Here is a 25,243-nt window from a genome sequence, read left to right on the forward strand (position 1 = left end):
AATCCCTTTTATTTAATTAATCGTTGCACATGCAATATCAAGTACATTTTTTCTTCAGGATATATTTGACAATGCATTGTTTCCTGTAAATACTCAATAATGGTATTTACACATGATGTTGCTTTAGGATACGATTGAATAATTAAATCATACATCTCTGGAAATTCATCGTCACGATCTGTTTCATTTGAAATTCTTTTCATAAAGAATCTTAAATGCGTTATAAACCGTTGGTAATTCAATGAGTTTTCATTCAACTCCAACATCAAATTATCCTCCAATAAAAGAATAATTTTTTGTAATGTCTCGGTTATTTTCATTGTATAATCTATATCCCCATTTTGTTCCCCATTTACAAAGTGCAATGCAATAAACCCTGCTTCATCCTCCATAAGTTCTACAGATTCATAATAAGCAATTGTTTCTAGAGCTTTCATTGCTGCTTTGAACTGTGATGGATAAAGTCTTTTAATCTCATGTAGTAAAGCGTTTTGAATTTTATAGCCTTTTTTATACCTACTTAATGCGTAATTAATATGGTCTGCCAACCCAATATAAGTTATTTGATCAAACTTATACCTTAATTCTTTTTCCGCATCATTTACAATTTTTGTTACCAACTCCAAATGATTTATAGGCACTTCATTAGCCAATTGAACGAATCGCTCTGTAATTTCACTAGATTCCACAATATATGTTTTCTCTATTTTATCTAAGTCTACATATTCCCCAGCGTTTTTTTTAAAAGCAATGCCTCTTCCAATAAGAATTCTTTCAAGATTTTTAGAATCATTCACTAATACTACATTGTTATTAAATACCTTTTTTATTTGAAACAAGTTAACCACCTAACTTCAATTGTGTTACCCCTTACATTCTAAACTATAAATATCAAAAGTCAAGGTTAATTTAATATGACACATTGCTGTCATATTAACTATGCTATGATTTCTATGAAAGAAGGGACATTATGGAAAAGTTAGATTACAAAAAAGCATACAAGGATTTATATCTTCCCAAGACCTCACCGATGATCATTGAAGTACCTAGAATGTTTTATGTGACAGTGAAAGGGAAAGGCAATCCAAATGAAGAAGGTGGTGAATATCAACGCGCAATGCAAATTCTTTATGGGATAAGTTTTACCATTAAGATGAGTAAATTATCAAAACAATCCCTTGATGGATACTTTGATTATGTAGTACCTCCTCTGGAAGGTTTTTGGTGGATGGATGGTTATGAAATGCCTGATTTTTTACATAAGGATACATTTTCTTGGATATCCATGATTCGTCTTCCTGAATTTGTAAACAAAGAGGTATTTGATTGGGCATGTACATCCTATCATGAAAAACATCCAGAAATGGATGTATCCAGCACTACCTATATGGAAGTAGAGGAAGGTTTTTGTGTACAAATCATGCATAAGGGTTCTTATGATGATGAACCAGCAAGTGTAGAGAAAATGCATTCCTATATAAAAGAACAAGGATACGTTTTGGATTTTCATTCCAAGATGATAACTGGGCAAAATCGTATGCATCATGAAATATACCTATGTGATCCTCGTAAATGCAAACCTGAGAACCTAAAAACAGTCATTCGTCATCCTATTAAGAAACAGTAAAAGAAAGATGAAAGGGAGCTAATCAGAATCTCTATTCCTTTCATCTTTTTATATGTATTTGAGTACTCTTAAATAGTGAAAACACCTTCTTGATAATGTATTAAATCAAAATATGTATCCCATATTTCCTCTGTATTCTTTTGATACCATAATTCATCCGCTCTTACAACTCCAACAGATACAGTATGTGCAAATAACGTATTCTTATGATATAGCTCCATAAGATCTTCATTTGTTAAGACTTTATGTTCATTAGTATCATACAAGGTAATAATATCTGGTACTGTAGCTACTATCTGTTTCTTTCCCTCTACAGATTTAAATAATGCTAGATTCTCATTCGTGAATGCTACAAAATAAACCTCTTTATCATTACTCAACTCAATAGTACCAATATCCCATCCACCAGACTGTTCAGAATGAAAATCTTTTATTTGAAATTTATTCGCAATGCACCTTGATTTTATCCCCATTTGTATTTGTAATACTTGAAAAATATCTTCTTCTTTTTCCATTATGATCCTGCCGATACGCAAACATAGTGAAATTGTTTTTTTTGGGATGTTTCCTTGCATATCTTTCTTGGTGTACATCCATCCTGCAATACCTGCATTTTGATGAAATTGTTCAACAATTGGTAGAGCTAGTTGTTCCAACTTTTTTGCATCATGGTTGTCTTGTATATCTAATATAACTGTATTATTATCTGTATCAGCCATAACAATAGGACCTGTTGTACAACCATTAATATACGCAATCGTTGTATCTAGACCTGGTACCGCTCTACCACAACAGTCCGCATCTATCATTGGGATTTTCTCTATCAGTGAAATTAGGATTGGTACAAATGTATTGAACCCTCCTAATTCTAGAGGTAAAGTATAAGAAATTGTAACCTCTTTTTCATAGGATTTTAATTTCTCAAACGCATTTACAATACATGGAGTAATATCTAAGCTTGTACCTCCTGTCGGGGCACCCATTACTGCAATTCCCGCTGTTTTCTTTTCATCTTCCATTTCTTCTATAGAAATCAAATCTATTTCAATAGGTTCCTTTGGGTATTTCTCCTTAAATGCTTCTAGAAGAATATGTGCATCTTTACAAGCTCCCCCACCTCCTCCAGCAAGAAAAGAAGCTCCTTCTAGTATGGCTAAGATATCCTTTTCTTTTAACTTCATCTTCTACAAACCAAAGATCCAACAGAATGCAATACAGAACACAACCGTTCCTATGAGGATATAGGTTGTTTTTACCTTCTTTCCTAACAACCAATACATAAATCCAAATAAACTTAATTGTACAAGACAAGGCATTACCATATCTAGATAGTTTGTAATAGATTCTGCAAATTTTCCTGAACCAATTGTAATGAAAGATAAATCAAAATAAACAAAGCTTGCAATCATACCTCCGATTGCCATAAGACCGATAATTCCTGCAGCATATGTGACTTTCTCCATGAAGCCATTTTTCTCTGCGTTTGTAATAAAGCTTGCGCCATATTTATATCCGAATTTTAATGAAAAATAACGAATCAAGAATCCTGGTACATTATAAATCAATAGGAATAAAATAGGACCAAGGATATTCCCTTTTGATGCAAAGCTAATCGCGATTCCTGTTGCGATAATACGTAAAGTACCAGCAATCAAAGAATCTCCAATTCCTGCTAAGGGTCCCATAAGAGATGTTTTTACAGCAGCAATTGTGGTATCATCAAAATCAGGATTGTTTGCGTTCTCTTCTTCCATTGCAGCATTGATTCCCATCAATAATGTTGATAATTGAGGTGTTATTGCCATAAAATCTAATCCACGTTGAAGCGCTCTTTTTTCCTTTTCAGGATCGTCATGAAGCAATTTACGAACAACTGGTGTCATTGCATAAGAGTATCCAAGATTTTGTTGTCTTTCATAGTTCCATGATACATCAAGTTGACATGATCTCCAGAAAACTTGTCGTAGTTCTTTGTTTGTTAACTTTTTTGTATTAGAATTCGTTGTCATCTTCAAGAACCTCCTTATTCATTGTGACACCTTGATTTACATTAAGTAGAAGGATTGCCACAAGTACAATTGCAATACAAGTTACGCCGACAATACTTAATTGGAAATACGCTACCAATAAGAATCCTAAGAATAAGAAACAAGCCAATTTCTTGTTTACAATCATACGTACTAACATTGCAAAACCAATTGCTGGAATAATACCCATTGCATAATTCAAACCACTTGTAATAAATGTTGGAATGCTATTTACGAAAGATTCCATGACTGCAGAACCTACATAGAAGCCAATTGCCGTTAACACAGATAAAATACTAACTTGTATTCCAATTGCTAAATAATGCATTGCATCAACTTTTTTAGGTTGATTATTTAGTGCATAATGATCAGCTTTCGCAGCAAGTACTGGAACAATTACCATCATCATAAAGTTCCAAAGAGTTTGCATAAGCATAGATACAGGAACAGCAAGTGCTACTGAGTTTGAAATATTAGAACCAGTAACAATTACATAAGCAGTACCAATGATAGAGCCTGATATCATATCTGGTGGATTGCTAGCACCTATTGCCATCGCTCCCAGCCATACAAGTTCTAATGTAGCACCTACTTTAACACCTGTTTCAATATCCCCAAGAACAACCCCAACAAGCATTCCCATAACCATAGGACGACAGATCATAGAACTTGCTAAGAAACTATTTAAATATCCAATAATCGCAACCAAAAATATCAATAATGTTTGTAGCATCATATGCTATCCCTCCTAAATTAAATCTATGGCATTTTGTGCTGGTTCATCTGGTACCATTTGCACTGTAACTTTTATACCATGATCATTCATTTCTTTTATTCTTTCGCAGTCTGTTTCAGAGACAAAAACGGCTTTTGAAATTTGTTTTCGCTCTTCTGTTGATTTTGTACCACCTAGATTAACTTCTTTGATACTTGCAAATCCTTTTGTAAGACGATATACATCTTCGATCGTTTCAACAATGATAAATAAGTTGTATTTATCAGTTACTCCGCTATTCAAAGCAAGTATAGAATCCTCGATGTTTTTCATTACTAATTTTACGCTATCTGGTTTCGCCATGCGCAGTGCAGACATTCTCAATTGATCTTTAGAAACAGCGTCATTTGCAATTAAAATACAGTCTGTTTGTAATACTTTTGTCCAAGCAAATGCTACTTGTCCATGAAGTAATCGATGATCCACACGAACTGCTTTTATCATTTTTCTTCACCTCTGATTTTTCGTACTGCGTTCATAATATTTTCTACATGCTCTTTACTTACTTCACCATCATCCTTATAACTATCTTTGAAATAACTTCCAACGATTGCTCCATCAGCAATCTTAAATTGTTCTTCAATGTTTTCTGGTGTTATGCCAGCACCAACGATAAGTGGAAAATCACAAAGTGTATCTTTAAACTGTTTTATTTTTTCTAAGGATGTCTCTTGTCCAGTAGCATCTTGTGTTACACAAATTGCATCACATCTTGTTTCTGCGATTTTCAGATCTTCTTCTACACTGTTTTCCGACAATACAGGTTGATATTTAAACCTCACTCCTCCTAGAATGCATCCATCATATCGTTCACGATACATTTTAAAGAATGCTTCCAAGGTTTGTTCATCACGTGGACGTACGTGTCCTACAACAGAATCCAATTGTACAAAAGAAGCTTGATATCGTATTGCTAATTCAAATCCCATAGTATCTACATTTAAACAGTTTACACCATAAGGAATAGAAAGTTGTAAGCTTTTCACATAGGCCAGAGCTTTCTCTAATTGATCATACTTTCCAAAATAATTCTCTACAATAATTGCATCAACTCCCCCTTGTACATAGGTTTCAACTTCTTTTTTTAAACGATTCATAATGTCTTCATCATTTTCTCCCTTAAGATGAAGCATCGCTAGAATAGGTTTCTTATGCGCGAATAAATCTAAAAATTTTCGTTCCAATATAATTCCTCCTTTAGAAATCCTCTTCGATTTCTTTTTCATGTTTTAAATAACGAATTCCATTACAAGTATCTTTAACAATTTTATCCGCATCGCTACTTGATAACTTGTTTGGATAATCAACGCAAATCAGTAACAACATACCTACATTTACGCCTGAGAATAACCATACATTCTCAAACACCACCAATGAATACATAGAAGAACATACACTTGCGCCATAAAGATCTGTTAAGATTACATATTCCGTGTTTTTATTTTGTTCAATCTCTGTTTTGATAGTTTCTACAAAATCTCTCGTATTCTCCCCTGGCTTCAAAGTGAATGTTTCAATTTGAACTTTTATTTCTCCCAATATCATACGAACTGAATCTGTGATACCATTTGCCGCATCTCCATGAGTTGCCACAATGATTTTTCTTTCCATTCCTCTCTCCTTTCGTGTTGTATTAACTTGTATTAACTAAATACATAGTAACACAACATGAAAGCGTTGTCAAACTATGGTTGCCAATAAGGATTATTTTACCTATAATAACAGTAGTAGTATTTGGGAAAGGAAGAAATTTTATGGAAACCTTTAAACAGTTAAGTGCTGTTACCTTACAGGAACAGTTATATCAAGAACTATATAAACAAATTAAATCAGGAAAGTATAAACCTGGAGATCGTATCCCACCAGAATTACAATTAAGTGAAATCTACCACATTAGTCGAGTAACTGTACGACATGCCATTCAACAACTTGTAGATGAGCACATCCTAATTAAAAAACATGGGAAAGGCACGTTTGTAAAAACACCAATTCATACAGAAGAGATATTCTCTGGCGGTAGTTTTACAGATACCTGCCTTCGTATGCATGCGAAACCTTCTACAAAAATCGTTGAATGTCGATTATGTAAGGGTGATAGTGAACTCATAAAAAAACTTCAGACAGACAGTGAAATGCTTATCGAAATTACACGCGTTCGCCTAGTGGATGAAGTTCCTTGTATCGTTGAAGTTGATTATTTCCCTGCAAGTTTCACTTTTTTGATGCAGGAAAACTTAGAACATAAATCTTTATTAAAATTGGTTCAACAAGAAGCCAATTTAATACCTTCGAAATTTGAAGATCATTTTCAAATAAGTTTTGCGGACAAACAATATGCTAAATTATTAAATACTCCAACCAGTACACCACTTCTTGAAGTAACGCAAAGTGTTATGTGCGAAGATGATACTGTGATTTATATTAACAAGCAGTACATCCTTACAACGAAATACGTTTATGCAGTAAGATCTGCCAAATAAAAATAGTGAAAGAGAATATTTCTCCATCACTATTTTTTTAAAACTTCTCTGTTCTTTCTAATACTTCTAGAATGATATATAACCAATCTTTAATTTTTGATAATCGCATCGTAATGCGATTGTTTTTATAACGTATTACGATGTCTTTAGAAATTGTGGTCATCATTTCAAATAATTTTACACCATCAATAGAATTTGACCATGTATCACTAAATGTAATTTCAACCTCATTTTGTAATTCTTTAAAGGATTCCACATGTGGTTCATTAATGAAGATATCCAATCTCTTTTTCTCAAATAAGAGTTGTACTGCTTTAGGAAGTTTACCATAATTATCTTTGATTTCTTCCATCATCGCTAACAGTTCTTTCTTTGTAGTGATGGCATCCATTCTTTGATACAACGTGATTTTCTCATAGTCCTCTGTCGCAAATTTACTTGGAATATACGCATCTACTTTTATATTTGCCTTTGCAAGTTCTATTTTTTCTTCAACTTTGATACCCTTTTTCTCCATAATTGCGGAATTCAACATTTCAATGTACATATCAATACCAACGGTATCGATGAATCCAGCTTGTTGGGGTCCTAGCATATCTCCTGCACCACGGATTGTTAAATCACGCATTGCGATTTTATATCCACTTCCAAGTTGTGTAAACTCTTTGATAGATTTAAGTCGTTTCATTGCGATTTCACTTAATTGTCGATTTGGAGAATACATCAAATATGCATAGGCTAATCGATCACTTCGACCTACACGTCCCTTAATCTGATAGAGTTGAGATAAACCAAAATGATTTGCACCATCAATTAGGATGGTATTGGCATTAGGTATATCTATCCCTGTTTCAATGATGGTCGTACAAACTAAAACTTGATATGTATTTTGTGTAAACTGCATCATAACATCTTCGATATCATCTCTAGCCATCTGCCCATGAGCTACCCCAATTTCAATATCTGGAAGAGCTTCTCTTAATTTCCTAGCAACATTGTATATTTCTTTTACGTTGTTGTAGAGATAAAATACTTGTCCATTACGTCCAAGTTCTCGCTGGATTATTTCCTTTACCATAGAGAAGTTTTTTTCGATGACATAGGTTTGTACTGGCATACGATTCATAGGAGGCGTATTTAATTGTGATAAAGAGCGAATTCCAATCAAAGACATCTGTAACGTTCTTGGAATAGGTGTTGCACTTAAAGATAATACATCCACACTATTTTTTAACTCTTTAATTTTTTCTTTATGTTCCACTCCGAAGCGTTGTTCCTCATCAATTACTAGAAATCCAAGGTCTTTGAATACGACATCTTTTGATAATAAACGATGGGTACCAATCAAGATATCTATGTTTCCATCCTTTAAATCTTGAAGGATTCTTTTTTGATCTGCCGGTGTTATAAAACGATTAACAACCTCTACACGTACTGGAAAGTTACGAAACCTCTTTATAAAGGTTTTATGGTGTTGTAAAGATAAGATGGTCGTTGGACATAAGAAAGCAACTTGTTTTGAATCTATTACTGCTTTAAAAGCAGCACGTGCCGCAACTTCAGTTTTACCAAAACCTACATCTCCACATAATAAACGATCCATTGGTTTCGCTTTTTCCATATCCTGCTTAATTTCTTTTACTGCCTGTGCTTGATCTAGCGTAAGTTCATAGTCAAAGTCATTTTCAAATTGCTGTTGCATTTCACTATCTTTTTGATAAGCAAATCCTATGTTTTCATCTCTATTTGCGTATAGGTGTATCAAACGATCTGCCAATTCCGCAATTTTTTCACTGACTTTACGTTTTGTTTTTTCCCATTCACCACTACCTAATTTACTTAACTTAGGAGAAGCTCCCTCTTTCGATACGAATTTGCGGATCAATCGGAATTGTTCCAGAGGAACCAATAGGATATCATCACCTTTATATGCTATATGTAAGAAATCTTTATGTACTCCATCAATTACTTTATTAACAATTCCTAGATATTTTCCTATCCCATGTTGATTATGCACAACATAATCTCCAATATGCAGTTCCTGATAATCATGAAGCACTTCTGCTTCTTTAAATTTATTACTATAACGAACTGCTTGTTGGCGTGTATGGAATAGTTCTTTACTTGTATAAACACTGATGTTTTCTTTTACACAAGTAAAACCTTCCACTAGTTTATGATGTGTAAATTGTATTCCTACTTCTAGAGTATCCTCTTCCTGTATGGTACGAAAATGTATATTCTCATTATTTAATAATTCTTTTACTTGTTTACATTCACTCTCTTCAAGACATAATAAAACTTTACGTTTTCGTGCCTCCTCAATAATTTCATGAATGGTTCTTTCTAGGTTGATATCTCCTAGAGACATCGTTAAAATCTGTGATGATATAGGTTTCTTATAATCAACAAACATTCCAAATTCCACGACTTCTTGTTTTCCAAGAGTATGCGAAATATCAGCGAATACAGCGAACTTACATAATCCTAATCCTTCTTGGAATAATTCTTGAATATAAGAGATTGTTTCTTCTTGGATATGTTTTTGTGCATCGTTTACTTCTTCTTTACTGGAGACAAATACAATTGCATCATCTACATAATCTAAGATTGTATGATGTTGGTGTAAGAGTGCATGATAGCGATAAAATTTGCTTTCCATACGACGATTAGAAATCGCATCCAACTCTTCATTGATAGTTTCTTCTAATCTCTCCTTGGCTTGTTTTGATAACGCACTAGTATGTCCTAATTCCTCATTTGCTTTCTCTACAATCGTTTTAATTTCTTCATTTGTAAATAACAAATCTGTAGCTGGAATGATGGTGGCTTCGTTTACTATTTGTATTGTACGTTGTGTTGATATATCAAAGAAACGTATACTATCAATTTCATTATCAAAGAATTCAATTCTCAAAGGATATTCATAATTCATAGAATAAACATCGATGATTCCACCACGTGCTGCATAACATAATGGTTGGTCTACTCGATTTACATGTGAATATCCAGCCTCAAACAGTCGTGTCTTTAAGGATTCATAATGAACTTCTTGATCCTGTTGAATGTGTATACAATATTCTTTAAAGATTTCTGGTTTTGGAAGTAAGCGCATAGCTGCAGCTGTGTTTAAGATACATATACATGGCTTATGTTCTTGTAATTTCGCCATTACTTCCATTTGGGTTGCCTTTATTTCAGGAGATGAAGCGATAGCTTCTACTCGTAATGATTCTTCCACGTTAAAAAGCAACACATCATCCTCTACAAAAGAATATACTCTTTCATATAGTTTTTGTGCTGAATAGGAAGTGTTTTTTATTACAAGCATGCTACGCGGGGATTGTTGAAATGCGCTTGCTAATAATAAAGCTTCTTCTGTTAATGATAGATTACCTAGAACACTTTGTTTTTTTAGTATGCTTTGTAATGCTTCATTTTCTTTTAACTCATTTAGTATTAGCTTCATGGATTCTCCTATTTTTTATTAAAATGACTCATGGTATCCGTAAAACTATGGGAACAACTGTAAATAGCCGCATCTCTTGCGTCTTGTATTGCTTTCTCATAGTTTTCTACATCTTCTTTTCTAATTTTACCAAGTACCCAATCTACAACTGGAACTCTAGGATTTTTATCAATACCAACTCGTATACGTGGAAATTCTTGTGTGTGTAGGTGTTGAATAATGTTTTTCATACCATTTTGTCCACCAGCACTTCCCTTTTCTCTTAATCTTATTTTACCCACAGGTAAATCTAAATCATCATAAATCACAAGAATATCTTTAGTTTCTATGTTATAAAAGTTCACCGCTTGAATAAGCGCTTCACCTGACAAATTCATGTATGTCTGTGGCTTCATTAATAATACACTTTCATTTCCAATTCTAGTTTGTGCAATCAAAGATTTAAACTTATTCTGTGTAATATCTACATTGTTATCCTTCGCAATGGCATCTAAAACTTTAAAACCAGAATTATGTCTGGTATTTTCATATTGTTTTCCTGGATTTCCTAATCCTACTATTAATTTCATACAATCACTCTCACTTACGTTTACTATTATACCAAATTTTAGAATAAAATAACGGAATGCTTATTTATTAGAAAGGAAAGACAGGAATTTCTTCCTGTCTTACTTGTTAGTCTGCTTTGTAACAAATTTTGAGTCTTCTCTGATTTCCTTCACCTTCACTAACTGTTACGACATTTTTCATATCTGTTAAACAGTTGTGGATAGCTTTACGCTCATCTGCTGGCATTGGATCAAGAGTTGCGTCTGTTTTTGTACGTTGTACGGTTTTCGCAACACGTTTCGCCAATAAACAAACTTTCTGATATTTCTCTTCTTTATAACCATTAATATCAATTAAGACACCAACTCTTTTCTTAAATTCACTAGATGCTGCTGATTTCAATACCATATTCATAGATTGTAATGTTTGACCATTTTTACCAATCAAAATAGCATTGTTATCTGCATCGATATTTACGTGAAAGAATCCTGCATCTTCAACTACTTCTACAGTTGCCTGCATATCAATATTTGCAAAATATGCATCCATATAAGATTTCATGAAATCCTCGATATCCTTTGTACAATAAGCAGTTAAGGTTACTTTACTACCTAGTCCTAGGAATCCTGAAATTTCTTCTGTTACTGTATATGTTAGATTCTCAACATTTACATTTTTATCTTCAGCTGCTACTTTTAAAGCTTCCTCTAAATTTTTTCCTGTATATGTCTTCATAGTCATTTCTCCTAGTCTTTAATAAAGAACTTGTGAATAACAATATTTTGTATTACACGGAAAACTGAGTTTACTAACCAATAGAAAGACATAGCTAGAGGCCAGTTGATTGCGAAGATCGTAATCATTGCTGTACTCATATACATCATCATATTCATAGAACCCATCATACCACTTGCTTTTTTCGTAGGTTCTGCATATTTCTTTTCTTTAACGTTATCTTTTTTCTTCTTGTGTGCTTGTAACCATTGTGGCATCTTGAATGATAGAAGTTGGAACACAACCATCAATAAGAATACAACAACATGCCAAACGCTTCCTTCATTAAATCCTTCCAAAGGTGTTAATGTTAGTTTTACTCCAAAGAATGTACCACTTACAACAGCGAATGCTCTCATCGTTGCATAGTACATACCGAAGATAACTGGGAATTGGATAAATGTTGTTAACAATGTCCCAAATGGATTAATTTTATATTTCTTATAGATTGCTTGCATTTCTTGTGCTTGCATCATTTTTGAACGATCATCGCTCTTACCTGCATATTTTGCCTGAATTTTATTGATTTCTGGTTGAATCGATTGCATTCTCTGGCTAGCCACCTGAGACTTAATAGAAAATAAGAAAATCAATAACTGGATAAGGAACGTAGTAATAATGATACCCATACCTGCATCCGTCCATGAAGATGTAATATTGATCAACTGTGCAATTGGCCATACAATTAAACCATTGAACCATCCTTCATCTAGTGCTTCAGAAAAAGATGTCTTTTTAATGGAGATTGTATCATCGTCCTTTAGACCTTTATATTTTTCCTGAATTTTTTTGTCATTAGGAATATCTACTTCTTTACGCTTAACAGTTTCATCCTTAACAGCAATAATAGAATTTACATATGTCTTACCGTTTTCACCACGTGGGTTACTACAACCAGTTAAGACAAATACCATAACCATGATTACCGCAAGAAATTTCTTTTTACTTCTTAAAAAATTTTTCATCTTGCACTTCTCTCCTCGCTAAATTTTGTTTACCTTTATATTCTAACGTTTTTAACCAATCTTTCCAAGAGTTTTTTGTTGTTTACATAACTTTCTTCATGATATTTCACTCGAACTAGGATAATTGTGTCAAATTTCTCCTGAAAACTGTAAATATCGTGAACCATTTCGCGTACCTGGCGCTTTACTTTATTACGTGCAACTGCATTTCCTAATTTTTTTCCAACAGAAATTCCAACTCTCGCGTGCTCTTCAATTCTTGGTTTTACATAAACAGAAAAGGAAGGACATGTATAAAATTTCTTGTAGTTCATGATTTTGGCGAATTCATCATTTTTCTTAATACGATATTCTTTCTTCATGCTCTACCTCCTGACTTTTCAGATTATGAATGTTTGTTACTACTTCATTACGACAAAAAAATCGCCCGAAGGCGATTTTTTAAGCTGATAACACTTTTCTACCTTTACTACGACGACGTGCTAAAACGCGACGTCCTCCAACAGTAGCCATACGGGCTCTGAATCCATGAGTTTTCTGGTGTTTTCTTTTGCTCGGTTGATATGTTCTTTTCACAAGAGCCACCTCCACTTCTTTTTTACTTTATACAAATTGAGCATTGCTTGTAAATTATACATAAATTCATAATTAAAGTCAATAACGAGTTTATCTATATTCAAAATTAGCCACACTTTATTTCTTTCTATCTTTATAATATATGAAAATTCATAAAGTTTTCAACAATTTATAGTGGAATTGTGGAAAAGTATGATGATTTTATAGTATTTATTTAAAATTTGTGACAAATCTTTCCACATATTCATACTTGTTTAGTTGGATTGCAACTTTCCACCGTTTTTCCACACCCAAAATCATATAGTTTTCCACCGACTGTTGAAAGCGTTGAAAACCTATTATAATCCTTTATTTATCATATATTTAAGGTTTTATTATTGTTTAAAACATCTCTATAATACTTATGTTTTCTACTTTTCCACATATGGAAAAAGTAGTCTGTGGAAAACACCTATCATTTTCAACACAAAAGATGTGGAAAACTTTATTATTATAGTAGAATTAACGCTTACATTCATATTTTCATGGTGGAAAAGTCATCCTATTTATTTTTCACATAGAAATTTTCCACAATTTATAGTAAAATATAACTTGCAACTAAGGAGTTTAGATATGTCCAATTACGCAGCATTACAATTAGATCAAATTTGGCAAAGAACATTAACATTAATTAATGAAAGTGCTCACTTCGATGACGCAGTTTTTAATGCGTGGTTTAAGGAAGATTCTCATTTATATGATATAAAAGATGATTTAGCAATTATTATCGTCCCATATAAAATAAATAAACAAATTATGATGGATTCTATCGATATCATAAAGGAAAAATTATCATCTGTACTGGATCATCAAGTGGATTGTCAAATCTTATTAAACAGTGAAGTGGATATGATACAAACCACAATGGCTGTGAATAGAAGAAATGATTTATTATTTGAAGATAAAATTAAAGATGATTATACATTCGATAGTTATGTAGTAGGTAAGAATAATAGAGAAGCTCATGCAGCGGCTTTATCCACATGTTATTATCCTGGTAAATTTAATAATCCTTTGTTTATATTTGGTAATTCCGGCTTAGGTAAAACCCATTTGTTACATGCAATTGGAAATTATATTAAACAAAACCGTCCTGATGATAAAGTCTTATATATTTATAGTGAGGATTTTGTAACTTTATTAATTGAAGCTATGAAAAATAAGACGGTTGAAGAAGTGAAAGAAAAAATTTGTTCCGTAGATTTTCTATTAATAGATGATATACAAAGGCTTAAACAGAGTACTTCACAAGAATTATTCTTTAACATGTATAACAAATTGATCAATGATAATAAACAAATTGTCATTACCAGTGATATTCATCCATCTGAATTAAAAGGTATAGAAAACCGATTAATATCAAGATTTAGTAGTGGTTTATCCGTTTCTATCGGATCTCCTGAATTTGAGACTTCAAAAGCTATCCTTCAAAAAAAGATGGAAGGTAGAGAAGATGATATTCTAATAGAAGATGATGTTTTAGATTACATAGCAACAAGATTTTCTAAAGATGTTCGTAAATTAGAAGGAGCATTAAATGAATTATTCTTCAAATCAATATTATATAATCCAGAAAAAATAGATTTAAAGTTTGCGAGAGAAATATTCAAAGAAAATCCGTTAATACAACGAGATGATGAACTTACCGTAAAACGAATAAAAAAAGAGGTTTGCGAATTTTATGGACTTACTAAAACACAGATTGAATCTAAGTCTAGAACACAAAACATCGCAAATGCACGACATATTGCTATTTATTTATGTAGAAAGCATTTAGATATGCCTTTTGCAAAGATTGGATTAGAGTTTGGTAATAGAGATCATTCCACTGTAATGTCCTCTTATGAAAAAATGGTAAAGTTTCTAAAAGAAAAAGAAATTTTCCAACAAGCACTCTTTCAAATTGAAAACAATTTAGGAATAAAATAAGTTTTCAACATCTTTCCACTTTTCATACACACTAAAAATTGTTAAAATATATGTATGAATAAAGGAGTTTCATGAGTTTTCCACATTTTCCACATACTTATTATTATTTATTTTAAATAAATATAAAAGAAAGGGGTTTTATCCATGTATTTCAAAGTATCTAAAAAAAATTTCTATAACGCTTTATCAGTAGCTTCTAGAGCTATTTCAACATTCTCACCTTTACCTGCTTTTTCAGGAATTAAGATTGATGCAAATGAGAATAGCCTTGTATTAACAGGAAGTGATTCCGATGTATCTATTCAAACTACATTAAAGAAGTCAGATGATTGTGTATTAGAAATTAGAGATATGGGATCTATTGTTATTGAAGCAAAATATATACTTGAGATTGTTCGTAAAACAGATGCAGAAGAAATTGAATTTGAAATGATGGATGGTTCTTTATCTAAAATTTCAGGTAATACTGCAGAATTTAGAATTAATGGTATGAAATCAAATGAATATCCTTCTATTGATTTTTCAAAACCAAAAGAAATTTTTACAATATCTGAAGAAAATCTAAAAAAAGTAATTACACAAACTAGTTTTGCGACAAGTGATAAAGAAACAAGACCTGTATTAACAGGTGTTAATTTTCATTGTGAAGGAAATGAACTTCATTGTGTAGCAACCGATTCTTACCGTTTAGCAAAAAAATCTATTATGATTAACGAAAGTTTAAATTTTAATATTACAATACCTTCTAAATCTTTACAGGAAGTTGTGAAAACTTTAGAAGGAGAAGGTAATGTAGAAATTGCTGTAAATGATAAAAAAGCGCAGTTTATTATACATGATACGATTATTCAAACAAGATTAATTGATGGAGCATATCCTGAAACAAATCGTTTAATCCCTTTACAGTTTGATTATGAATTAACAATTGATTCAAGAGATTTATTAAGTGCAATCGATCGTGCTAGTTTCATCAAAAATGATGGTGTAAGTGTCATTAAATTTACTTTAAGTGAAAATGAATGTGTATTATCAAGTAAATCTGTTGAAGTTGGATCTTCTACAGAAGTATTAAATAGCGCTGAATTTAAAGGGAATTCTCTTGAAATAAGCTGTAATGGACGTTATGTATTTGAAGCAATTAAGGCCATTAATGGAAATTTAGTAAAATTTAGCTTATGTGGTGAAATGAAACCATTTATTATTACATCTTTGGATGATGATAAAATTTTACAATTAGTTTTACCAGTAAGAACATATGCATAAAGCGAATTAAGTTTCGCTTTTTTTTGAATGGAGGATAATATGAGAATTCCTAATTATGAGCATAGTATTGTGCAAGTGATGAATACAATTAGGAAAAATTATGGTATTACTACATATCATACTTTTGATAATGATATAGAAAATTGGATTGATCAACATACCTTTGATCAAATCATAGTATTATTGATAGATGGTATGGGAGATTACCAAATCCATAAATATTGTGATGAAAATGGTTTTCTAAACACACATAGAATAAAAAAATTGATACATTTTATCCTCCTACAACAGTAGCGGAAACGACATCTATATTAACAGGAAGAATGCCTTGTAGTACTGGTTGGCAACAATATATATCTGAATATGATTTTCATGTACAGATGTTTTCTAATAAAGATTTTTATGATAATAATAAAAAAATTAAAAGAAATTTTTCTTATGAAGAATTTCCTATATCTACTATGATTGATGAATGTAATAAAAAAGGAATAAAAGCAGATTCTATATTTCCGTCCTGGAGAAAAAATGGAGCAGTTGATTTTCAAGATTTATGCAATAGAATTGTAAAAGAGAGTAAGCATAAAAATAATAAATTTATATATGCATATTGGGATGAATATGATGCCTGTATGCACGATTATGGAGCATCACATAACGAGAGTATAAAAATGTTAAATAGATTTGATAAAATATTAGAAAATACAATGCAAGATTTAGAAGAAGGAACGGGATTGATGATCATAGCGGATCACGGTCATATTGATGTAGAATGTAAGTTTTTGATTGATTATCCTGATATCATAGATTGTCTAAGGGTACTTCCTTCTTTTGAACCAAGGACGATTAACTTTTTTATAAAAGAAGATAAGAAAAAATTATTTGAAAAATTATTTATAAAAGTATTTTGGAGAAGACTTTTATTTATTATCAAAAGAGGAAGTATATAAAAGTAATTTATTTGGTATAGGTGAAAAGAACGATAAGTTTGATTCTTTAATTGGTGATTTTATAGCATGTGCTTTTCATAATATTCAAATTGAGTATGATAAAGATTTAAAACTAAAAGGTAATCATGCTGGTATGAGTGATGAAGAAATTGAAATACCATTGATACTATATCCAACAGAATAATATATAAATTACATCCAAATGTGTGGTTGTTTATAGCACTTAACAAAGCAATAAATCTAACTACTTTACTAGAGGATGTTTTTATTTTATATTCACATAAAATAAAAAATAAAATTTACATTTTGAATTGTAAAAAATAAAGTAAAACAAGGTCGAAAAAAAGGGAAATAAGACACTAAAAAACTATAAAAAAGGTAGAATTTATGATATAATAGAAAAGTATATGAAAGAGGTTTTTCTATGAATATAAAGATAACTGGAGAATACATAACATTAGGGCAATTGCTAAAAAAAGCAGACTTTATTCAAAGTGGTGGAGAAGCAAAATTTGCTGTTAAATCAATGAGTATTAATGTGAATGGAGAGCCTGAAAATCGCAGAGGACGGAAACTCTATAAAGGGGATGAACTCGTGATAGAAGGAACTTCGATTAAGATTTCATGATATTAAAAAATATCAGATTACATAATTATCGTAATTATGAGAATCTTGATTTATCTTTCCAAGAGGGAATTCATATTTTATCTGGAAAGAATGCTCAAGGAAAAACAAATATTTTAGAATCTATCCTTTATTTATCGACAACTCGATCTCATCGTACCAATGATGATGAAGACTTGATAAAAGAAGGTTGTGATGCTTTCTTTTTGAGAGCTACCATTGAAAAACAAGGTAGGAAAAAGGAATTGCAAATAACTGTAAATGATAAAGGTAAAAATTTGTTTTTGTTTAAGAATCCTGTGAATAGAGTAAGTGATTTTATTGGGGAATTTAATGCAGTTATGTTTTGTCCAGATGATATGACATTATTTAATGCCTCTCCAAGAGTCAGAAGACGCTTTATAGATATGGAATTGAGTAAAGTAAGTAAGAAGTATATGAATACTTTGTTTATTGCTCAAAAGCTCTTAAAAGAGCGTAATGCATGTTTAAAAAGTGAAAGTGTAAATAGAGAATATCTTGATGTTCTAACAGATCAGATAGTGGAGTCTCAAATCATTGTAATGAAACAACGATATTTCTTCCTTCAACAATTGGTTGAAAAATCTCAAACATTTTATGAAAGGTTATCAAGTGATCATACAAAAATATCTGTACAGTATGAAAGTTGTGTTCCTTTTTATGAAGATGAAGAGTTGTGGAAGAATGAGTTGAAAGAAAAATATAAAAAGTCATTGGATCGTGATATGTTTTTAAAACAAACGACGGTTGGAATACACAAAGAAGATTATGTATTTAAGATGAATGATAAAGAAGTTGCTACGTATGCCTCACAGGGGCAAAAAAGGAGTATCTTGTTAGCTTTGAAGATTGGTATGATTTATATGATAAAAGATATTATTGGAGAATATCCAGTATTATTATTAGATGATGTATTTTCTGAATTAGATTCTTATAGAAGAAAAGAGCTGTTATATTCTCTTCCACAGATTGTACAAATATTTATATCTACTACAGATATCGAAGAATTTGTAAATATAGATACTGATAGAAAAGTGTCAATATGGAATGTGGAAGATGGAATTATAAAGGAAATGTAAGGAGGATTTGCCAATGGATGAAAAACAGATGAAGGCGATAGAAGAGATGGAAAATAAAGTGGACCACTCTTATACTGCAGATGACATTCAGGTATTAGAGGGATTAGAAGCCGTACGTAAAAGACCAGGTATGTATATCGGATCTACGAGTGAAAGAGGGCTTCATCACTTAGTATGGGAAATTGTAGATAATTCAATAGATGAGGCACTTGCTGGATTTGCTACAGATATTGAAATTGCAATTGAAAAAGATAATATTATTCGTGTTGAGGATAACGGTCGTGGTATGCCTGTAGGTATCGTTGAAAAGACTGGTATTTCTGGTGTTGAAACTATCTTTACTGTTCTTCATGCAGGTGGTAAATTTGGTGGAGGAGCATATAAAGTTTCTGGTGGTTTGCATGGTGTAGGTGCCAGTGTTGTAAACGCTTTGTCAGAATGGTTAGAAGTATATGTTAATCAAGATGGTAAGAAGCATTTTTTACGCTTTGAAAATGGTGGAAATGCTGTTGATTCTTTGAAAGTTGTAGATAGTAGTGACACACATGGTTCTATGGTAAGGTTTAAAGCTGATTCTACAATCTTTACGGAAACTCAAGTATATGATTTTGATACATTAAATACTCGTATTCGCCAACTTGCATTCTTAAATAAGGGAATTCGTCTTGTATTGATTGATGAAAGAGAAGAAAAACCAAGAAGAATAGATTACAAATATGATGGTGGTATCCGTCAATATGTAGAATATCTTAATAAAAATAAATCTTCTTTACATGAGGAAGTTGTTTATGTAGAAGGATTGGAAGATGGTATTTTAACAGAAATAGCGATGCAATATAATGATGGATATATTCCTAATATTTATTCTTTCTGTAATAATATTAATACGATGGAAGGTGGAACACATGAAGATGGATTCCGTCTTGCATTAACTAGAATTATTAATTCATATGCTAGAGAGCAAAATATGATTAAAAAAGATGAAACACTAGCTGGAGATGATGTAAGAGAAGGATTGACAGCAATCATTTCTGTAAAACATCCAGATCCTCAATATGAAGGACAAACAAAAACAAAATTAGGAAATTCTGAAGTTCGTAGAATTGTATCTGGAATCTTAGGAGATCAATTGGAACGTTTCTTCATGGAAAATCCAAATACAGCAAAGATTATTGTTGATAAAGCAATTATAGCAAGTAAAGCTCGTATGGCTGCGAAAAAAGCACGTGAACTTACTAGACGTAAGAGTGCTCTTGAAATAACATCGTTGCCAGGTAAATTAGCAGACTGTTCTTCAAAAGACGCAAGTGAATGCGAAATTTATATTGTCGAAGGGGATTCTGCCGGTGGTAGTGCAAAACAAGGAAGAAATTCTAAGTTTCAAGCGATATTGCCATTACGCGGAAAAATCTTAAACGTTGAAAAAGCAAGATTACAAAGAATTTTTGAAAACAATGAAATACGTTCTATGATTACTGCATTTGGTTGTGGTATTGGTGATGAAATGGATGTTAGTAAGCTACGTTACCATAAAATTGTAATCATGACCGATGCCGATGTCGATGGTGCTCATATCTGTACATTGATGTTAACCTTCTTCTATCGTTATTTGAGACCTATCATTGAAGGTGGATATGTATATATCGCTATGCCACCTTTGTTTAAGGTAGCAAAAGGTAATCGTATAGAATATGTATATAAAGAAGAAGAAATGGAACGTGTGCGCTCTGAAATGGGTGATAACGTGAATGTACAGCGTTATAAAGGTCTTGGGGAAATGAATCCTGAGCAGTTATGGGAGACAACCATGGACCCAGCGTTTAGAACATTAAAACAAGTAAATATTGAAGATGCTTTAGAAGCGGATTCTATATTTGAAATGTTAATGGGTGAAGAAGTAGAACCAAGAAGAGATTTTATACAAGAAAATGCAAAATATGCAACATTGGATGTTTAAGAGAGAGGTGTTTTCAAAATGGATATCAATAGAGATAAGTTGATTCAAGTAGATATTTCTAAGGAAATGAAAACATCATTCCTTGATTATTCTATGTCAGTAATTGTGGAACGTGCTTTACCTGATGTACGTGATGGATTGAAACCAGTTCATAGACGTATTCTACATGCAATGAACGAATTAGGTATTGTTGCTAGTAAGCCGTTCAAAAAATCCGCACGTATCGTCGGAGAAGTTATTGGTAAGTATCATCCTCATGGGGATACAGCTGTATATGATGCCATGGTTCGTATGGCACAAGATTTTAGTTATCGTTATATGTTAGTTCAAGGTCATGGAAACTTTGGTTCTATGGATGGTGATGGAGCTGCGGCTATGCGTTATACGGAAGCACGTATGAGTAAAATTGCCATGGAAATGATCAAAGATATTAATAAAGATACTGTTGATTTTATTGATAACTATGATGGTGAAGAACGTGAGCCAGCAGTAATGCCATCTCGTTTTCCAAATCTTTTAGTGAATGGTTCTGTGGGTATTGCGGTTGGTATGGCAACAAACATTCCTCCACATAATTTATCAGAGACAATTGATGCTGCACTTGCGGTAATGGATAATCCCGAAATTTCTATTATGGAATTGATGGAAAACTATATTATGGGTCCAGACTTTCCAACAGGTGGTATCATTTTAGGTAGATCTGGTATACGTCAAGCATTTGAAACAGGGCGTGGATCTGTACTTATAAGATGTAAACATCATATAGAAGAAATGGATAATGGTAAGACTAGAATTGTTGTTACTGAAGTTCCATATCAAGTAAATAAAGCAAACCTTATTACTAAGATTGCGGATTTAGTAAGAGATAAACAAATTGATGGTATTACATATCTAAATGATGAATCTAATCGTGAAGGAATTCGTATTGTAATTGAATTAAGAAAAGATGTTCAAGTAGATGTTATCTTAAATCAATTATTTAGAATGACATCTCTTCAAACTTCATTTGGTGTAAATATGCTTGCCTTGCATGATCGTGCACCAAAACAAATGGGATTGAAGGAGATGCTTCAATATTACATTGATCATCAGATTGAAGTTACAGTAAGAAGAACAAAGTTTGAACTAAAAAAAGCAGAAGATCGTGCTCATATATTAGAAGGTTTACGTATTGCGTTAGATCACATTGATGAAATTATTCATATTATTCGTTCTAGTGAAACTGATGCAATCGCTAAATCACGTTTAATGGAAGAGTATAAGTTATCTGAAATTCAGGCAAATGCAATCCTAGAAATGAGATTGCGTAGATTAACTGGATTAGAGAGAGATAAAATTGAGAATGAGTATAATGAGTTAATGACGCTTATCCTTGATTTAAGAGATATTCTAGCTAATCATGATCGAGTTCTACAAATTATTCGTGATGAATTAAGCGAAGTGAAAAATAGATTTGGTGATGAAAGACGTACGGAAATTAGTGAAGCTGATTTTGGTATGGATGATGAAGATTTAATACCAGTAGAAGATATCGTTATTACTATGACAACAAATGGTTATATTAAACGTATTCCTACAGATACTTATCGTACACAAAACCGTGGAGGTAGAGGAATCAAGGGAATGACAACAAACGAGGATGATATCGTAGAAATGCTCGTTCCAATGTCTACACATGATTTCTTATTGTTGTTTACGAATGTTGGTAAAGTATATCGTATTAAGGGATATAGAATTCCAAATGCTTCAAGAACAGCGAAGGGACTTCCAGTAGTCAATCTATTGAATTTGGATAAAGAAGAGAAAGTAAAAGCACTTGTTCCTGTTAAACAAGAGAGTGAATCAGAATATTTGATGTTCGTTACTAAAAATGGTTTAGTAAAACGTGTTGCATCTTCAGAATTTGATTCTATTCGTCAAAATGGAAAAATTGCGATTACACTTCGTGAAGATGATGAATTAGTAGGTGTGAAAGAAACTACTGGTGATGATGAAATTATCATTGCTGGTTCAAATGGTAAAGCCGTAAGATTCCATGAAGATGGTGTTCGTCCAATGGGAAGAACAGCTAGTGGAGTTAAAGGATTTAATGTAGATGGTGCTATCGTTGTTGGTATTGCGACATCAAGAGATGGATCATACTTATTATCTGTTAGTGAGAATGGATATGGTAAGAGAACACCGATTGATGAATATCGATTAACAACACGTGGAGCAAAAGGTGTTAAGACTATCAATATTACTCCAAAAACAGGAGAACTTGTATCTGTTCGTGCAGTAACTGGTGAAGAAGATGCGATGATTGTGACAAACACTGGAATTATCATACGTATTGCTGTTGATAAGATTGGTATTTATAGCAGAAATACGCAAGGTGTTAAGTTAATTAATGTTGGTGATGAAGAATCTGTAGCTAAGGTTGCAATCGTTGAAAAAGAAGAAATTGAAGACGAAGTTCCAGTTGTAGAAAATACAGCCGAAGAAACTGTTGTAGATGAAGCAAAAGAAGAAATCATTGACAACAAAGATGAAGAATGATATAAAATAGTAAATCGTTGAAAAGGATAAGTAATATTGTTTCTATTTATAGAGAGATAACAGATGGTGGAAGTTATCAATAGAACAATATGAAATCAACCTTGGAGTGAATGTATGAATTGAGTAATGCATTCCGGTAGACCCGTTATCGCTTAGAGATAGTTTATGAATTTATTATTCATAAATTAAAAAGGGTGGCAACACGAGGTATCGTCCCTTTATGGACAATACCTCTTTTTTATTTCTTTGGAGGAAAATAACATGCTAGATATGAAATTTTTGAGAGAAAATCCTGAAATTGTAAAAGAGAATATGAAGAAGAAGTTTCAGGATAAGAAATTACCTTTGGTAGATGAAGTAATTGCTCTTGATGTTGAAAATCGTTCATTAAAACAAAAAGGTGATGATTTAAGACAACAACGCAATACTTTAAGTAAAGAAATTGGTGCCCTTATGGCAAAAGGCCAAAAAGATGAAGCACAAGCTATAAAAGAAAAAGTTCAAGCTATGGCTGATGAAATGAAGTTAACCGAAGAAAAAGAGTCGGAATTAACTTCTAAAATAAAGAACATTATGATGCAGATTCCAAATATCATAGATGATAGTGTTCCTATTGGAAAAGATGATAGTGAAAATGTAGAACTAGAGAAGTTTGGAGAGCCTGTTGTTCCTTCTTTTGAAATTCCATATCATACAGATATTATGGAACGTTTTGATGGAATTGACCTAGATGGAGCTAGAAAAGTTGCAGGAAACGGCTTTTATTACTTAATGGGTGATATTGCTAGAATTCATTCTGCAGTTATTTCTTATGCTCGTGACTTTATGATTAACAGAGGATTCACTTATGTAATTCCACCTTTCATGATTCGCAGTGATGTAGTTACCGGAGTTATGAGTTTTGCGGAAATGGAAGGAATGATGTATAAAATTGAGGGAGAAGATTTATATTTGATTGGTACTAGTGAACATTCTATGATTGGAAAGTTTATTGATACAATTTTAGACGAAAAGAAACTTCCATATACTTATACAAGTTATTCTCCATGTTTCCGTAAGGAAAAAGGAGCACATGGTATTGAAGAGCGCGGAGTGTACCGTATTCATCAATTTGAAAAACAAGAAATGATTGTTGTATGTAAACCAGAAGAAAGTAAAGAATGGTTTACAAAATTATATACAAATACAATTGATTTATTTAGAAGTTTAGATATTCCAGTTCGTGCTTTAGAATGTTGTTCTGGTGATCTTGCGGATTTAAAATGTAAATCAGTTGATGTTGAAGCATGGAGCCCACGTCAACAAAAATATTTTGAAGTTGGAAGTTGTTCAAATTTAACTGATGCTCAAGCAAGAAGATTAGGAATTCGTGTAAAAGGTGAAGACGGAAAATATTTTGCGCACACATTAAACAATACGGTTGTTGCTCCACCAAGAATGTTGATTGCATTTTTAGAAAATAATTTAAATGAAGATGGAAGTGTGAACATTCCTGAGGTTTTACAACCATATATGGGTGGAACAAAAATTTTAATGCCAAAACAGTAAAAAATGATGAATTTCATCATTTTTTTTTAATTTCAGACACCTATTTCAGTTCAGT

The 25,243-nt window shown here is 32.3% G+C and carries 24 protein-coding genes and 1 other annotated feature; of the genes, 11 read left to right on the forward strand and 13 right to left on the reverse strand.

Features of this window, described 5'->3' with window-relative positions:
• Positions 1-8 precede the first annotated feature (8 nt).
• Positions 9-839 (reverse strand): PRD domain-containing protein, encoded by an 831-nt coding sequence (locus ACWG0P_RS03090; RefSeq protein WP_455800441.1) that lies wholly within the window; start codon positions 837-839, stop codon positions 9-11.
• A gap of 131 nt (positions 840-970) precedes the next feature.
• Between ACWG0P_RS03090 and ACWG0P_RS03095 the strand changes: the two genes are divergently transcribed.
• Positions 971-1,627, forward strand: coding sequence for a GyrI-like domain-containing protein (locus tag ACWG0P_RS03095; RefSeq protein ID WP_455800442.1), 657 nt, complete (start codon positions 971-973; stop codon positions 1,625-1,627).
• Between the two features lie 68 nt (positions 1,628-1,695).
• On the opposite strand, the gene ACWG0P_RS03100 is transcribed toward ACWG0P_RS03095, so the two are convergent.
• The 6 genes from ACWG0P_RS03100 to ACWG0P_RS03125 are packed head-to-tail and all read right to left on the reverse strand — an operon-like array spanning position 1,696 to position 6,040.
• Positions 1,696-2,808 (reverse strand): S-methyl thiohydantoin desulfurase domain-containing protein, encoded by a 1,113-nt coding sequence (locus ACWG0P_RS03100; RefSeq protein WP_455800443.1) that lies wholly within the window; start codon positions 2,806-2,808, stop codon positions 1,696-1,698.
• 3 nt (positions 2,809-2,811) lie between these two features.
• Positions 2,812-3,636 carry a PTS system mannose/fructose/sorbose family transporter subunit IID gene (locus ACWG0P_RS03105; RefSeq protein WP_455800444.1) on the reverse strand — a complete coding sequence of 275 codons (825 nt, stop codon included), beginning with the start codon at positions 3,634-3,636 and terminating at the stop codon, positions 2,812-2,814.
• A complete protein-coding gene (locus ACWG0P_RS03110; RefSeq protein ID WP_455792709.1) occupies positions 3,620-4,390 on the reverse strand; it encodes a PTS mannose/fructose/sorbose/N-acetylgalactosamine transporter subunit IIC in 771 nt (256 codons plus the stop codon). Before ACWG0P_RS03110 ends, ACWG0P_RS03105 begins: the two co-directional genes overlap by 17 nt.
• Positions 4,391-4,402: 12 nt before the next feature.
• Entirely contained in the window at positions 4,403-4,873 is a 471-nt protein-coding gene (locus ACWG0P_RS03115; RefSeq protein ID WP_455792708.1) for a PTS sugar transporter subunit IIB, read from the reverse strand.
• Positions 4,870-5,613 (reverse strand): BtpA/SgcQ family protein, encoded by a 744-nt coding sequence (locus tag ACWG0P_RS03120; protein WP_455800445.1) that lies wholly within the window; start codon positions 5,611-5,613, stop codon positions 4,870-4,872. Before ACWG0P_RS03120 ends, ACWG0P_RS03115 begins: the two co-directional genes overlap by 4 nt.
• Before the next feature lie 13 nt (positions 5,614-5,626).
• Positions 5,627-6,040: a PTS sugar transporter subunit IIA gene (locus tag ACWG0P_RS03125; RefSeq protein WP_455800446.1), complete on the reverse strand. Its 414-nt coding sequence runs from the start codon at positions 6,038-6,040 to the stop codon at positions 5,627-5,629.
• Positions 6,041-6,183: 143 nt separating this feature from the next.
• Here ACWG0P_RS03125 and ACWG0P_RS03130 point away from each other — a divergent pair, with 143 nt between their 5' ends.
• A complete protein-coding gene (locus ACWG0P_RS03130; protein WP_455800447.1) occupies positions 6,184-6,909 on the forward strand; it encodes a GntR family transcriptional regulator in 726 nt (241 codons plus the stop codon).
• 37 nt (positions 6,910-6,946) lie between these two features.
• On the opposite strand, the gene mfd is transcribed toward ACWG0P_RS03130, so the two are convergent.
• From mfd to rpmH, 6 genes are all read right to left on the reverse strand, one after another.
• Positions 6,947-10,378, reverse strand: coding sequence for a transcription-repair coupling factor (gene mfd / locus ACWG0P_RS03135; RefSeq protein WP_455800448.1), 3,432 nt, complete (start codon positions 10,376-10,378; stop codon positions 6,947-6,949).
• Between the two features lie 8 nt (positions 10,379-10,386).
• Positions 10,387-10,947: an aminoacyl-tRNA hydrolase gene (gene pth / locus ACWG0P_RS03140; protein WP_455800449.1), complete on the reverse strand. Its 561-nt coding sequence runs from the start codon at positions 10,945-10,947 to the stop codon at positions 10,387-10,389.
• Between the two features lie 106 nt (positions 10,948-11,053).
• Positions 11,054-11,662 (reverse strand): Jag family protein, encoded by a 609-nt coding sequence (locus ACWG0P_RS03145; protein WP_455792700.1) that lies wholly within the window; start codon positions 11,660-11,662, stop codon positions 11,054-11,056.
• Between the two features lie 11 nt (positions 11,663-11,673).
• Complete coding sequence (locus tag ACWG0P_RS03150) at positions 11,674-12,666, reverse strand: YidC/Oxa1 family membrane protein insertase (RefSeq protein WP_455792698.1); 993 nt, start codon at positions 12,664-12,666, stop codon at positions 11,674-11,676.
• Between the two features lie 35 nt (positions 12,667-12,701).
• A complete protein-coding gene (gene rnpA, locus ACWG0P_RS03155; protein WP_455792696.1) occupies positions 12,702-13,028 on the reverse strand; it encodes a ribonuclease P protein component in 327 nt (108 codons plus the stop codon).
• A gap of 79 nt (positions 13,029-13,107) precedes the next feature.
• Complete coding sequence (rpmH, locus tag ACWG0P_RS03160) at positions 13,108-13,242, reverse strand: 50S ribosomal protein L34 (protein ID WP_083781332.1); 135 nt, start codon at positions 13,240-13,242, stop codon at positions 13,108-13,110.
• A gap of 612 nt (positions 13,243-13,854) precedes the next feature.
• Between rpmH and dnaA the strand changes: the two genes are divergently transcribed.
• The 9 genes from dnaA to serS all read left to right on the forward strand — a co-directional run bounded on the left by dnaA (position 13,855) and on the right by serS (position 25,188).
• Positions 13,855-15,210, forward strand: coding sequence for a chromosomal replication initiator protein DnaA (gene dnaA / locus ACWG0P_RS03165; protein ID WP_455800450.1), 1,356 nt, complete (start codon positions 13,855-13,857; stop codon positions 15,208-15,210).
• Between the two features lie 144 nt (positions 15,211-15,354).
• On the forward strand, positions 15,355-16,473 hold the full coding sequence (dnaN, locus tag ACWG0P_RS03170; protein ID WP_455792649.1) for a DNA polymerase III subunit beta: 1,119 nt from the start codon (positions 15,355-15,357) through the stop codon (positions 16,471-16,473).
• A gap of 39 nt (positions 16,474-16,512) precedes the next feature.
• Entirely contained in the window at positions 16,513-16,767 is a 255-nt protein-coding gene (locus ACWG0P_RS03175) for a hypothetical protein (protein ID WP_455800451.1), read from the forward strand.
• A gap of 29 nt (positions 16,768-16,796) precedes the next feature.
• Positions 16,797-17,420 carry an alkaline phosphatase family protein gene (locus ACWG0P_RS03180; RefSeq protein WP_455800452.1) on the forward strand — a complete coding sequence of 208 codons (624 nt, stop codon included), beginning with the start codon at positions 16,797-16,799 and terminating at the stop codon, positions 17,418-17,420.
• 424 nt (positions 17,421-17,844) lie between these two features.
• On the forward strand, positions 17,845-18,048 hold the full coding sequence (yaaA, locus tag ACWG0P_RS03185) for a S4 domain-containing protein YaaA (RefSeq protein ID WP_455800453.1): 204 nt from the start codon (positions 17,845-17,847) through the stop codon (positions 18,046-18,048).
• Positions 18,045-19,145, forward strand: coding sequence for a DNA replication/repair protein RecF (gene recF / locus ACWG0P_RS03190; protein WP_455800454.1), 1,101 nt, complete (start codon positions 18,045-18,047; stop codon positions 19,143-19,145). Before yaaA ends, recF begins: the two co-directional genes overlap by 4 nt.
• Positions 19,146-19,158: 13 nt before the next feature.
• A complete protein-coding gene (gene gyrB, locus ACWG0P_RS03195) occupies positions 19,159-21,102 on the forward strand; it encodes a DNA topoisomerase (ATP-hydrolyzing) subunit B (RefSeq protein WP_455800455.1) in 1,944 nt (647 codons plus the stop codon).
• 18 nt (positions 21,103-21,120) lie between these two features.
• On the forward strand, positions 21,121-23,640 hold the full coding sequence (gene gyrA / locus ACWG0P_RS03200) for a DNA gyrase subunit A (protein WP_455800456.1): 2,520 nt from the start codon (positions 21,121-21,123) through the stop codon (positions 23,638-23,640).
• Positions 23,641-23,648: 8 nt separating this feature from the next.
• Positions 23,649-23,861: a binding site (T-box leader), on the forward strand.
• 40 nt (positions 23,862-23,901) lie between these two features.
• Positions 23,902-25,188, forward strand: a complete 1,287-nt coding sequence (gene serS / locus ACWG0P_RS03205; RefSeq protein ID WP_455792657.1) for a serine--tRNA ligase — start codon at positions 23,902-23,904, stop codon at positions 25,186-25,188.
• Positions 25,189-25,243 lie beyond the last annotated feature (55 nt).

The sequence above is a fragment of the Amedibacillus sp. YH-ame6 genome, assembly GCF_053848845.1.